The 12,658-nt window shown below is 68.0% G+C and carries 13 protein-coding genes; 9 read left to right on the forward strand and 4 right to left on the reverse strand.

The genetic code is table 11. The annotated features are described in order from the left end of the window. Position 1: 1 nt before the first annotated feature. A complete protein-coding gene (locus tag FY251_RS00895) occupies positions 2–553 on the reverse strand; it encodes a nicotinamide-nucleotide adenylyltransferase (RefSeq protein WP_148413050.1) in 552 nt (183 codons plus the stop codon). Between the two features lie 169 nt (positions 554–722). Here FY251_RS00895 and lonB point away from each other — a divergent pair, with 169 nt between their 5' ends. The 3 genes from lonB to FY251_RS00910 all read left to right on the forward strand — a co-directional run bounded on the left by lonB (position 723) and on the right by FY251_RS00910 (position 4,193). Further along, the gene (gene lonB, locus FY251_RS00900) at positions 723–2,807 is read left to right on the forward strand and encodes an ATP-dependent protease LonB (protein ID WP_148413051.1); all 2,085 of its coding nucleotides are present in this window, start codon (positions 723–725) and stop codon (positions 2,805–2,807) included. Positions 2,808–2,813: 6 nt separating this feature from the next. Continuing rightward, positions 2,814–3,752 carry a CPBP family intramembrane glutamic endopeptidase gene (locus FY251_RS00905; protein WP_148413052.1) on the forward strand — a complete coding sequence of 313 codons (939 nt, stop codon included), beginning with the start codon at positions 2,814–2,816 and terminating at the stop codon, positions 3,750–3,752. A gap of 102 nt (positions 3,753–3,854) precedes the next feature. Further along, positions 3,855–4,193, forward strand: a complete 339-nt coding sequence (locus tag FY251_RS00910) for a hypothetical protein (RefSeq protein ID WP_148413053.1) — start codon at positions 3,855–3,857, stop codon at positions 4,191–4,193. A 15-nt stretch (positions 4,194–4,208) separates the two neighbouring features. Here FY251_RS00910 and FY251_RS00915 read toward each other — a convergent pair whose 3' ends face one another. After that, a complete protein-coding gene (locus tag FY251_RS00915; protein ID WP_148413054.1) occupies positions 4,209–4,664 on the reverse strand; it encodes an MGMT family protein in 456 nt (151 codons plus the stop codon). A gap of 157 nt (positions 4,665–4,821) precedes the next feature. On the opposite strand from FY251_RS00915, the gene trpC reads away from it, so the two are divergent. The 6 genes from trpC to FY251_RS00945 all read left to right on the forward strand — a co-directional run bounded on the left by trpC (position 4,822) and on the right by FY251_RS00945 (position 10,892). After that, positions 4,822–5,577, forward strand: a complete 756-nt coding sequence (gene trpC, locus FY251_RS00920) for an indole-3-glycerol phosphate synthase (protein WP_148413055.1) — start codon at positions 4,822–4,824, stop codon at positions 5,575–5,577. Next, on the forward strand, positions 5,574–6,842 hold the full coding sequence (gene trpB / locus FY251_RS00925; RefSeq protein ID WP_148413056.1) for a tryptophan synthase subunit beta: 1,269 nt from the start codon (positions 5,574–5,576) through the stop codon (positions 6,840–6,842). Before trpC ends, trpB begins: the two co-directional genes overlap by 4 nt. Beyond that, complete coding sequence (trpA, locus tag FY251_RS00930) at positions 6,842–7,675, forward strand: tryptophan synthase subunit alpha (RefSeq protein ID WP_148413057.1); 834 nt, start codon at positions 6,842–6,844, stop codon at positions 7,673–7,675. Before trpB ends, trpA begins: the two co-directional genes overlap by 1 nt. A 24-nt stretch (positions 7,676–7,699) precedes the next feature. Continuing rightward, the gene (locus FY251_RS00935; RefSeq protein ID WP_148413058.1) at positions 7,700–8,500 is read left to right on the forward strand and encodes a 2-amino-3,7-dideoxy-D-threo-hept-6-ulosonate synthase; all 801 of its coding nucleotides are present in this window, start codon (positions 7,700–7,702) and stop codon (positions 8,498–8,500) included. Between the two features lie 81 nt (positions 8,501–8,581). Next, a complete protein-coding gene (locus FY251_RS00940; RefSeq protein WP_148413059.1) occupies positions 8,582–8,992 on the forward strand; it encodes a methylated-DNA--[protein]-cysteine S-methyltransferase in 411 nt (136 codons plus the stop codon). A 721-nt stretch (positions 8,993–9,713) separates the two neighbouring features. After that, positions 9,714–10,892: a 3-dehydroquinate synthase II gene (locus FY251_RS00945; protein WP_148413060.1), complete on the forward strand. Its 1,179-nt coding sequence runs from the start codon at positions 9,714–9,716 to the stop codon at positions 10,890–10,892. A gap of 51 nt (positions 10,893–10,943) precedes the next feature. Here the strand turns inward: FY251_RS00945 and FY251_RS00950 are convergent, their stop codons facing one another. After that, positions 10,944–11,339: a hypothetical protein gene (locus tag FY251_RS00950; protein WP_089778942.1), complete on the reverse strand. Its 396-nt coding sequence runs from the start codon at positions 11,337–11,339 to the stop codon at positions 10,944–10,946. 116 nt (positions 11,340–11,455) lie between these two features. Further along, positions 11,456–12,550 carry a site-specific DNA-methyltransferase gene (locus FY251_RS00955; RefSeq protein WP_148413061.1) on the reverse strand — a complete coding sequence of 365 codons (1,095 nt, stop codon included), beginning with the start codon at positions 12,548–12,550 and terminating at the stop codon, positions 11,456–11,458. Positions 12,551–12,658: the final 108 nt, after the last annotated feature.

Raw genomic sequence — 12,658 nt, forward strand, 5'->3', positions numbered from 1 at the left:
CTCAACAGGGGTTCGGGTCGCGGTCCTCGCCGTCGGCGACGCGCTCTGCCCCGTCGGTCGCCGTGACGCGCTGGAGGCGCTCGATACCGTCGATTTCGCGGACCACGTCGGCCACCTCGTCGGGGACGAGCGACTCCCAGTCGCGGTCCTCTATCATGCGCTGGCGGACCTCCGTGCCCTCCAGCACCTCGCGGTTGAACATGGGCGACTGGTGGACCTCGACGCCCGCCTCCTTGAACAGTTGGATGACGAGCGGGTTGTTGGAGTACGCCACCTCGAACGCGGGGGACATCGACTGGACGTGGCTGACCCACACCGAGTTGCGGTCGAGGTCCTCGATGGGGACGGCGTAGGTCGTGATGTCGAAGTCGGTGACGGCCTTGTTGACCATCATGATTCGCTCGCCCGCGGTGAAGGGGTTCCGCGGCGAGTGCGAGTCGCCCGCGGACCCGATGCCGAGGACGAGCTCGTCGACCTCGGCGGCAATCTCTTCGACCATTCGATGGTGGCCGTTGTGGTACGGCTGGAAGCGACCGATGTAGAACCCCCGCATGCGTCGGGCGTTGGTCCGGACCACTTATAAATACGCCGAGTTACGAAAATTCCGGTATTCCAGTGGTAGGGCGGTCGAAACGCGAGGTTACGGCAAGGTACGCCGGATGCATCCGGGGAGAAAGTATATCAGTCGCAGGGCCCACGTTAGAAGTAGCGACGACAGTTCTATGAGCAACGATACGAACACCGACGACAGCCTCCACGAGCGGGAGGATTCGCCCGACGACGCGCCCTCCGACGAGGGCGTCGACGACGGGGGGACGCTCCAGCACGACGAGGCCGAAGAGGTCGACAAGAGGACGATCGACGACCTCGGGAGCGATGTCGAAATCGACGCCGACGTGGCCGAGAACGTGGACGAAGACGACCTCCTCGGTGGTCTCCAGATAGAGACGACCGACGAGATTCCCGTCCCGGACCGCCTCGTCGACCAAGTTATCGGGCAGGAGCACGCCCGCGACGTCATCATGAAGGCGGCCAAACAGCGCCGCCACGTCATGATGATCGGCTCCCCGGGGACGGGGAAGTCGATGCTCGCCAAGGCGATGTCCGAGCTTCTCCCCCGCGAGGAGCTCCAGGACGTGCTCGTCTACCACAACCCCGACGACGGCAATCGCCCCAAGGTCCGCACGGTCCCCGCGGGCAAAGGTGACCAGATCGTCGAGGCGCACAAAGAAGAGGCACGCAAGCGCAACCAGATGCGCTCGTTCCTCATGTGGATCATCATCGCGGTCGTGCTGGGCTACTCGCTCATCATCGCCCGGCAGGTGCTGCTCGGCATCCTCGCCGCGGGTATCATCTATCTCGCGTTCCGCTACGGCTCGCGCGGCGGCGACGCGATGATTCCGAACCTCATCGTGAACAACGCCGACCAGAAGTCCGCGCCGTTCCAGGACGCGACGGGCGCCCACGCGGGTGCGCTCCTCGGCGACGTCCGCCACGACCCGTTCCAGTCCGGCGGCATGGAGACGCCCAGCCACGACCGCGTCGAACCCGGCGCGATTCACAAGTCGAACAAGGGCGTCCTGTTCATCGACGAGATAAACACCCTCGACGTGCGCAGCCAGCAGCACCTCATGACGGCCATCCAGGAGGGCGAGTTCTCCATCACGGGCCAGTCCGAGCGCTCCTCGGGCGCGATGGTCCAGACCGAACCCGTCCCGACGGACTTCATCATGATCGCCGCGGGTAACCTCGACGCGATGGAGAACATGCACCCCGCGCTCCGCTCCCGCATCAAGGGATACGGGTACGAGGTGTACATGGACGACACCATCCAGGACACGCCCGAGATGCGCCGCAAGTACGCGCGCTTCGTGGCCCAGGAGGTCACCAACGACGGGCGGCTCCCGCACTTCACCGAGCAGGCGGTCGAGGAGATCATCCTCGAAGCCCGTCGCCGCGCCGGCCGCAAGGGCCACCTCACCCTCGAATTCCGTAACCTCGGCGGCCTCGTCCGCGTCGCGGGCGACATCGCTCGCGGCGAGAACGCCGAGTTGACCACCCGCGACCACGTGCTGCAGGCCAAGCGCCGCGCGCGCTCCATCGAGCAGCAGATCGCGGACCAGTACATCGAGCGCCGCAAGGACTACGAGCTGTCGGTCAACGACGGCTTCGTCACCGGCCGCGTCAACGGTCTCGCCGTCATGGGCGAAGACTCCGGTATCATGCTCCCCGTGATGGCCGAAGTCACGCCCTCGCAGGGCCCCGGTCAGGTCATCGCGACCGGCCAGCTCAAGGAGATGGCCGAAGAGTCCGTCCAGAACGTCTCGGCCATCATCAAGAAGTTCTCCAACCAGGACCTCTCGGAGATGGACGTACACGTGCAGTTCGTCCAGACCGGCCAGCAGGGCGTCGACGGCGACTCCGCGTCCATCACGGTCGCGACCGCCGTCATCTCCGCGCTGGAGGACATCCCCATCGACCAGTCGGTCGCCATGACCGGCTCGCTGTCGGTGCGCGGCGACGTGCTCCCGGTCGGCGGCGTCACCCACAAGATCGAAGCCGCCGCCAAGGCCGGCTGTTCGACGGTCATCATCCCCGCCGCCAACGAGCAGGACGTGATGATCGAAGACGAGTACAAGGAGATGGTCGACATCATCCCCGTCTCGCACATCAGCGAAGTCCTCGACGTCGCCCTCGAAGGCGAACCCGAGAAGGACTCGCTCGTGGACCGCCTCAAGAGCATCACCGGCTCCGCCCTCAACAAGGGACAGGGCGTCAAAGGGCCCTCCAGCCCCAGCCCGCAGTAACGCCGGATGACCGACTGGGCGGCGTTCGCGGGCTTCACCGGCCTCGTCCTCGCCGTCTTACTCTCTCTCGCGCACTTTTCTCGCGGCGTCCCGCACGCTGAGGGGACCGGCTCCGACTCCGTTTCGACCCCCGACGAACCGGACGGTTCCGACCGACCGGGCGACCCCGATACCATCTCGCTGGCCTCCTTCTCGGGCGATTCGACCGACGCGTCCCCGCGGCCCGAGTCGCCGACGCTCGCGGATGGAGACGTTGGGGACGACGCTCACGCTGACGTCACCACCGCTTCTGAGTCCGACCGAACACCGCCCGGCGTCACCTCTGCTCCCGTCTCGGCCGTCTCGGAGCGCTCTGCGTCCGCCACCGACCTCCCGCCGCACCTCCTGCTCGCCAACGTCGCGCTCTCGCAGGCGTTCCTCGGCGGCTTTCTCGGTCTCGGGGCGTGGTACGCCGGCGTGCCGGCCGCGGCGCTCGGCCTCTCCGTCACCGACCTCCCGACGAAACTCGCCGTCGGCGTCGGACTCGGTATCGCGCTCTACGGGGCCAACCGGGTCGGGTCGACGGTCAGCGAGCGGTTCGGCATCGCGCCCGACGAGGCGGTCCGCGAGTCGCTGACGCCGCGGACACCCGCGGGCTGGGCGTTCCTGTTCGCGGTCGCGCTTCCGCTCATCGCCGGCTTCGAGGAACTGCTGTTTCGGGGGGCGCTCGTGGGGGCGGTCGCCGCCGGCTTCGACGTGTCGCCGTGGTTCTTGGCGGCCGTATCGTCGGCCGCCTTCGGCGCGGGCCACGGCGCGCAGGGTCGGCTCGGCATCCTCGTCACCGGCCTCCTCGGGTTCGTCCTCGCGGCGGCGTTCGTCCTCACGGGGAGCCTGCTGGTCGTGGTCGTCGCCCACTACCTCGTGAACGCCCTGGAGTTCGCGGGCCACGAGCTGTTCGGCTGGTAGCGGCGTCTCGCCGCGTCGGCGTCGGCGACGACCGCCGAATCGCTCGCCGTCGCGGCCCCGTGTCGGGGATGCGTTCAAGTGTCCGCATCACGCGTAGCCGGTATGGACATCGACACGCGGCAGTTGACGCAGGCGGGGCTCATCGGCTATCTGGCGCTCGTCGTCGCGGCGTTCGCCACGGGGAACCCGACGCTCCGACTCGCGGCCGACGCCGCCTTCGGGCTGACGGCGGTGCTCCTCGGCGTCGTTACGCTCCGAATTCCCATCGAGAGCCGGCTCAAATACGTCGCCGGCGGCGGCTTCGTCCTCGCGGGGCTCTCGCAGTTCGCCGAACTCGCGACCGGCGTCCAGTCGGTCGGACTCGCGAGCACGCTGTTCCTCCTCGGCGGCCTGCTCGGCTACCTCGCGCTCCGCCGCGAGACCGACGCGACGCCGTTCTGAGGGGAGTCCGCAGAATTAGATTCCTTCGGACTTTCGGAGCGCCTCGACCACGTCGTCGGGCGCGGCGCTCGGGCCGTCTTTCACGCGGTGGTCGGGGACGACGACCGGGACCGGGTTCGCCGCGAGCGCCTCGCGGACGACGCGCTCTGAGTCGTCGTCCTCGGGGTCGAGACCCGACATGCGGACGAGCAGGGCCACGTCGACCGTGTCGCCCCGCGGGACGTTCCGCAGGGATTCCAGCACGCTCCGCTGGTCGGTCGGGACGGTCAGGCCGATTGGGACCGACGAGAGGTCCGTCTCGCCCCGGTCGATGGCGGCCAACACGGCGTCGAGGTGCTCGTGGTCCGACTCGGCGTCCGCCGGCAGCGACTCCGGAAACGAGACGTCGATGACCTTTCCGCTGACCACGCCGACCTGCACGGGGCGGCCGAGCGTCGACGATTCGCGCGCGTAGATTCCCGAGACGGGCATACGTTCGGCTCCCGTCGCCGGACGCTTGACCCTTCCGGCGACGGCGTGCGGGTTCGAACCCCTCGACGGCCCGCGCTCGCGGGCGAGCGCGCGAGAGACGGTGAGTGTCCCCGCCGACGCAAGTCTTATGTACAGATACGTGCGTTAGTGTACATCAATGAACGCTAGTGGAGACGAATTAGCTCCCGACGTGCGCGCCATCTTGGAGAGCGCGCGGGAGCGACCCGGCGGGGAGACGCGCGTGTCGGTCGACGCGCGGTCGTTCCCCGAGGCCGTGGCCGAGACGGAGGCCGCGGGGCGGGTCCCCGTCATCGCCGAGGTGAAGCCCACGAGTCCGACGACCGAGGGCGTCCGCGAGGACGACCCGGTCGAACTGGCCCGCGAGATGGTCGCCGGCGGCGCGACGGCGCTGTCGGTCCTCACCGAACCCGAGCACTTCGGCGGTTCCGCCGAGTCGCTTCGGCGCATCCGCGAGGCCGTCGACGTGCCCGTCCTCCGCAAGGACTTCGTCATGCACGAGGGCCAACTCGACGTCGTCGAGTCCGACCTCGTGCTCCTCATCGCGCGGTTCGTCGGCGAGGACCTGCCGGACCTCGTCGAGGCGGCCCGCGACCGCGGCTTCCAGCCGCTCGTGGAGGTCCACACGCGCGAGGAACTCACGGCGGCGCTCGCGGCCGGCGCCGACATCGTCGGCATCAACAACCGCGACCTCGGGAAACTCGAAGTCGACCTCGGAACGTTCGAGGAACTCGCGCCGGAAGCGCCCGAGGACGTGCTCCTCGTGGCCGAAAGCGGCGTGAAGACGGTCGACGACGCGCGGCGGATGCGCGAGGCCGGTGCCGACGCGCTCCTCGTCGGGACGGCCATCATGGACGGCGACGTGCGACAGAACACGGAGACACTCACACAATGAGCGCAGACGGCAAATTCGGCGACTACGGCGGACAGTACGTTCCCGAGGCCCTCATGCCGGCCATCGAGGAACTGACCGACGCGTACGAGCGGTACGTCCTGAACAACGAAGACGGTTTCATGGACGATTTCCGCGCGCGACTGCGGGACTTCGGCGGGCGGCCGACGCCCCTCCAGCGCGCGGACCGGCTCTCCGAGCGCTACGACCGCGAGGTGTACCTCAAGCGCGAGGACCTCGTCCACGGCGGCGCGCACAAACTCAACAACGCCCTCGGGCAGGTCTTACTGGCGAAGTACATGGGCAAAGAGCGAATCATCGCCGAGACCGGCGCGGGCCAACACGGCACCGCCACGGCGATGGCCTGCGCGCACCTCGACATGCCCTGCGAGATTTACATGGGCGAGCGCGACATCAACCGCCAGCGCCCCAACGTCTTCCGGATGAAGCTCAACGGGTCGGAGGTGAACCCCGTCACCGTCGGCCGCGGCACGCTCAAGGAGGCCATCTCCGAGACGATGCGCGACTGGGCGACGAACGTCGAAGACACCCACTACGTCATCGGCTCCGTGGTCGGCCCGCACCCGTTCCCGAGCATGGTCCGGGACTTCCAGTCGGTCATCTCCGAGGAGGCCCGCACGCAGGCCAGAGAGAAGCTGGGTCGGCTCCCCGACGCGGTCGTCGCCTGCGCGGGCGGCGGCTCGAACACGATGGGCGCGTTCGCCGAGTTCGTCGACGACGAGGAGACCGCGCTCTACGCGGTCGAGGCCGGCGGCTCGACGCTCGAAGTGGACGAGGAAGCCGGCGTCGCGCCCAACTCGGCGTCGCTCACGACCGGTACGGAGGGTATCCTCCACGGCGCTCGCACCCGGCTCCTACAGGACCGCGACGGCCAGATTATGGAGTCGCACTCGGTGTCGTCCGGTCTCGACTACGCCGGCGTCGGCCCCGAACTCGCGTATCTCGTGGACACCGGTCGCGTCACCGCCGTCAACGTCGACGACGACGAGGCGCTGACCGCGTTCCACCGGCTCTCGCAGATGGAGGGAATCATCCCCGCGCTGGAGTCGGCCCACGCGTTCGGCTACCTCGAATCGGTCGTCGGTCCCGACGCGCCCGACTCCGAGGAAGCGGACGCCCTCGGCGAGTACGTCGTGGTCAACGTCTCCGGCCGCGGCGACAAGGACCTCGAATCGGCCATCGAGGAGACCTACGAGCGCGACGTCGACATCGCGCCGAACATGGACGAGTTCACGGGGGGCCTGTGATGTCGCTCGAAGACGCCTTCGCCGACGGCCCGGCGTTCGTCCCCTACCTCGCCGCCGGCGACCCGGACTACGAGTCATCGCTCCAGTACGTCGAGGCGCTCGAACGCGGGGGTGCCGACGTCATCGAACTCGGGCTTCCGTTCTCGGAGCCCATCGCCGAGGGGCCGACCATCCAGAACGCGGTGGTCCGGTCGCTCGAAGGCGGGATGACGCCGACGCGCTTCTTCGAGTTCGTCGAGGACCTCGACGTGTCGGTGCCGCTGGTCTGTATGACCTACTACAACCTCATCTACCGCTACGGCGACGAAACCGGCCCGCGGCCGTTCGTCGAGAAGGCGGCCGAGGTCGGCATCGAGGGCTTCGTCGTCCCCGACCTGCCGGCAGAAGAGGCCGACCCGCTCCGCGAGGCCTGCGACGAGTTCGGCCTCGACCTCGTGTTCATCGTCGCGCCGACGACCCGCGGCGACCGCCTCGACCGCATCATGGAACGGGTCTCGGGCTACGTCTACGTGCAGGCGCGCCTCGGCACGACGGGCGCGCAGTCGAGCGTCTCCGACCAGACCGGCTCGTCGCTCGAACGACTCGCCGACTACGACGTGCCCAAGGCGGTCGGCTTCGGCATCAGCAGCGGCGACCACGCCGAGCGCATCGTCGCCAGCGGCGCTGACGGCATCATCGTCGGCAGCGCGCTCGTGGACATCGTGGCCGAGGGCCACGACAACGGCGACGACGCCGAAACGGTCGCCGACCGCCTCGAAACGCTCGCCCGCGAGCTGAAAGACGGCGCGGTCGCAGGCGCGTCGCAACGCCCACCGCATCCGGAACGCACATAACTGCTCTGCCACCCTTTCTCATACATGAACACAGACATCGGACTCTCCGCACGACTCGACCGCATCTCCACAGACGGGCGATACCTCATCGTCCCGATGGACCACGGCATCACCCTCGGCCCGGTCACGGGCCTCGTCGACATCGAATCCACCATCGACGGCATCACGCGCGGCGGCGCGGACGCCGTTCTCACACACAAGGGCACCGCGCCGCGCGTCCACCCGAACAAGAACGGCAAAGGCTACATCGTCCACGTAAACGGCTCGACCGTCATCGGCCCGGACGAAAACGACAAGCGACTCACCGGCACCGTCGAAGACGCCCTCCGCGTCGGTGCCGACGCCGTCTCCTTCCACATCAACGTCGGCTCGGACTACGAGCCAGACCAGATGACGCAACTCGCCGACCTCTGTTCCCGCGCCGCCGACTTCGGCGTGCCCGTCCTCGCTATGTCCTACGCCCGCGGCCCCGGCATCGACGAACAGGACCCCGAGGCGCTCGCCCACGCCGTCCGCCTCGCCGAGGAAGTCGGTGCCGACGTGGTGAAGACCGCCTACAGCGGCGACGCCGACTCCTTCGGTCGCGTCGTCGAGGCCACGCGCCTGCCGGTCGTCATCGCCGGCGGCAGTCGCGGCACCGACCGCGAGACGGTCGAGATGGTCCGCGGCACGATGGACGCCGGCGCGGCCGGCGTCTCCATGGGTCGCTCCATCTTCCAGCACGAGAACCCCGAGGCCATCACCCGCGCCGTCAGCGCCGTCATCCACGACGACGCAGACGCCGACACCGCGCTCGAACGCGCCGGGCTCGGCATCGAGGCGTAACCGGCCCGCGGCGTTCCGACGCTTTTCGGCTTCTTTCGACACGGCCTACAGATAGATACCCGCCGAGCGCGAACTCCGAGCATGCGCGTCACGATGTGGGGGTTCGCGGTCGATATCGACGACCGACTCGTCGGCTGTTCTATCGACTCGCTCCGAAACCAACTCGCCGAGTACGAAGACGGCGAGCGCCGCGAGTTCGACGTAGACGTTCGGTTTCCCGACTCGTTTACCGGCGAGGTGATGCGCGTCATGGCGTCGATTCCGCACGGCGAAACGCGAACCTACGGCGAGGTCGCGGCCGAACTCGACAGCCACGCGGTCGCCGTCGGCCAGGCCTGCGGGCGGAATCCGGTCCCGCTCGTCGTCCCGTGTCACCGCGTCGTCGGCGCGGACTCCCTCGGCGGCTTCTCCGCGGCCGGCGGCGTCGACCTGAAGCGCGCGCTCCTCGACCACGAGCGCGGCGCGGTCCAGACGGGGCTGGACGCGTTTTGACTGATTTTATATTGCCGTAATTGGTTTATTGCGGTCGAAGGAGCCGAGCGACGCCACGCGCGTACTGGAGCGGTGCTTCCATCGATTCGATTGAATTCGCACTCTCCCTTCCTCGGTTCGAATTAGGTTGCGGACTCGAACGATGGGGTCGTCGCGACTGAGTGCCCTCCGACCTTGCCGCGTGCACGACTCGAACACTCTCCCGCTTCGATGCCGAGGTGCCTCGTTCCGGCCTCGACCCGGGGTTTTTTTGTTCGGCATCTCGGGTCGCGTGCGCTCCGAACCGTGGATGCAACCGCGGCCAGTCGGCCGGAATCCCGGACCCCGCTTCAACTATTTTCCAACGCCGGCAGTCGACCGACCTCGAATCGGTGTCAGTTGGCTGGCTTCCGGAACCGAGTGGTGATATCCCGACTCGACCGCGAGAGACTGAACGTCGATGCGTGGTGTCGGCCAGCCAACGCGCTGGTCGTTCCCGATTTACACGCCCACCCTCGCACAGTCTACCGTCGCGTCCTGATACGCTCGCTTACCGAACTTCGTCTCGCATCACTGCGCCGAGTGGTGCTGAATCGTCGTTGTTCCCCCATCTCGCCCTATATACACCCCATAGTGCGATACAGAATTTCCAAAAACGCGTCCGCATCGTCTCGACGCGACCCGTTCGCCGTCCGTTGATTCATTCGCCACGTTCAAGCCCGCCCACCGAGTGAAGTCGATAATGACACGAAGCGTCTGGCTCAAGGCCGACGACGCGGTCGGCGACTGGGAGACGCGGAAGCGACGCATCACGGCCGGACTGGAAGCCGGCGTCGACTGGGTTCTCGTCGACGAGGGCGACGTCGAACGGGTGCGCGAACTCGGCGACGTCAACATCGCCGCGTTCCGAACCGACGCGGACGTCCACGTGATGGAAGCAGAGGAAGACGACACCGAGCCCGAGGCGCTCGCCGACGCCTACATCGTCGGCAAGGGCGGCGAGGGCGACGCGACCGTCGAACTCCCCTCGGACTTCTCCGGGTCCGCCGACCTGACGACGCTCCGCCGCGGCGACGACCTCGCAAACGGCTCGTACGTCCGCATCCTCAGCAAGGACTACGAGGCGTTCGCCGAGGAGGCCGCCCGCGACGGCGACTACACCATCGTCATCGGCGAGGACTGGACCATCATCCCGCTCGAAAACCTCATCGCCCGCATCGGCGAGGAGACCGACCTCATCGCGGGCGTCACGACCGCCGAGGAGGCCAAGACGGCCTTCGAGACGCTCGAACTCGGCTCCGACGGCGTCCTCCTCGACAGCGACGACCCCGACGAGATACGCAAGACCGTCGAGGTCCGCGACGAGGCCGAACGCGAATCGCTCGACCTCGTCTGGGCCGAGGTCACGGAGGTCGAACGCACGGGGATGGCCGACCGCGTCTGCGTCGACACCGGCACCATCATGGACCACGACGAGGGGATGCTCGTCGGCTCGATGGCTCGCGGCCTGTTCTTCGTCCACGCCGAGACGGCGGAGTCCCCGTACGTCGCGTCTCGGCCGTTCAGAGTCAACGCCGGCGCGGTCCACGCCTACGCGCGGACTCCCGACGGCGGCACCGTCTACCTCTCCGAACTCGAAAGCGGCGACGAAGTTCAGCTCATCGACACGAACGGACGCACCCGCGAGGCCATCGTCGGGCGCGTGAAGATAGAAAAGCGACCGATGTTCCGCATCTCCGCCGACTACGAGGGCGACCGCGTCACCACGCTCCTCCAGAACGCCGAGACCATCAAGGTCGAGACCCGCGAGGGGCGGACGGCCGTCACCGACCTCGAACCCGGCGACGAGATGCTCATCTACTACGAGGACACGGCTCGCCACTTCGGCGAGGCCGTCGAAGAGAGCATCATCGAGAAGTAGGTTCGGAAAACCGTTTTTTCGAGGCCGACCGCCGACAGTCGAGTGGTTTCGCTATCCCTCGACCGTGTACCATTCGAGTTCCGTCGCACACCACGGACAGAAGTCGAGGTTCCGGTCGAGTTCGCCGCCGCAGACCGGGCAGGTCGGCTCGCCGTTCGCGTTGCGACCGCGCGGTCGACGCCCGACGCGGTAGGCGTCGAGCGCGCTCAGAAACAGCAGTCCGAGGACGGGGAACAGCACCTCTCTGGGGAGCGAGTCCACCGTCACGGTCGCCGGGTCGGCGAACGTCGAGAGCAACACCAGCGCCGCGCCGAAGACGAAGGTGAACCACGCGATCGCGCGTCGCCACTCGCGGAGGTAGACGTGGCCGGCCCCGGCGATTCCGAGCGAGGCACCAACCACGCCGACGAGGGCGGCGACGACCGCGCGACGACGAGCATCGGGCATTGTTCGTTGGCGTCGTCGTCCGCGCTCTTAAACGTCTGGATTGTCGGACAGTCGACCAACCAGTACCGAAGCCCGTCTGCTTGCGTCTGAGGGGCGCGAATTCGACCGTTCCGAACTCAGTCGGTCGTCGCCGCGTCTTCCGAGCGGTCGGGCCGCTCCGACGCCTCGACCGCCTCTGGCCCGTCGAACGGCTCGTGTTCGACGACGAACTCGCGGTCCGCCCCGTCGGCCGACGCCTCGACCGACGACACGCGATACAGGCGGATGCGACGCTCCTGTTTCGTCACGACCGGGAAGTCGTAGTGTTCGGCGTCGTGACCCGGGCGGTCGTCGCGGTCGGCGACGAACTCTCTGTGTGCGTCCAGTCGGCGTTCGACCTCCGCGCGCGAGCGTTCTGGGAGGTCGTCGAGTCGGCGTTCGACCCCCGAGACGAGGTCGGCGTCGAGGTCGTAGCCGACGGAGTCCCGGCCGGCGAGCATGGCCGCCAGCGTCGTGGTCCCGGTGCCGACGAAGGGGTCGAAGACGGTGTCGCCGTAGACGGAGTACATCCGAATCAGGCGCAGCGGCAGTTCGACGGGGAACGCCGCCGAGCGCTCTCTGGTCCCCGAATCGAGGCGCTGGTCGGTCCCGCCGAACTCCCAGAGGTCGGAGAACCAGCGGTTGCGCTCTTCCCAGAAGAAGGCGCTCTCGTAGCGCCGGTCGTCGCCCGGCGGGAACGACCGCGGGTCGCCCTTCCGGACCACCAGCACGTACTCGTGTTCGAGCGTGACGTAGGCGTTCGGCGGGAGCGTCCCCGACCCCATGAACTTCGTCAGGCTGTTCGTCGGCTTGCGCCAGATGGCGTCGGGGAGCGGCGTCAGCCCGCGCTCGGCGAGCGCGGTGAGCACGCGGGCGTGGTTGGCGTACTGGCGGAACGACCCGTCGAGGCTCCGGGTCGCGTCGCCGACGTTCACGCAGGCCATCCCGCCGGGCGCGAGCACGCGGGCCACCTCGTCCCAGACGGCGTCGAGCTGTTCGTGCATCGCCTCGAAGGCGGCGTCCCCGTCGCCCGCGTCGAGCGCCGCGTCGACGGCGTCGTCGCGCGCCGAGAAGAGGTCGTCCCACATCTCTATCATGGGGTAGGGCGGCGACGTGACGACGAGGTTCACGCTCTCGTCGGCGAGTCCGGTGTCGGCGGCGTCGCCCACCGCGAGGGCGTGCGTCGTGCGCATCGTACGGACGTGTTCGCCCCGAAACAAAACCCTTCGCCTCGCTCGGGGACGGTCACCGCGGCGTCGCCGGTCCGCACGGTGTTGGTCTCGGGGGGCGCATCGCGTCGA

The organism is Haloferax sp. KTX1, assembly GCF_902410085.1.
Lineage (GTDB): Archaea > Halobacteriota > Halobacteria > Halobacteriales > Haloferacaceae > Haloferax > Haloferax massiliensis.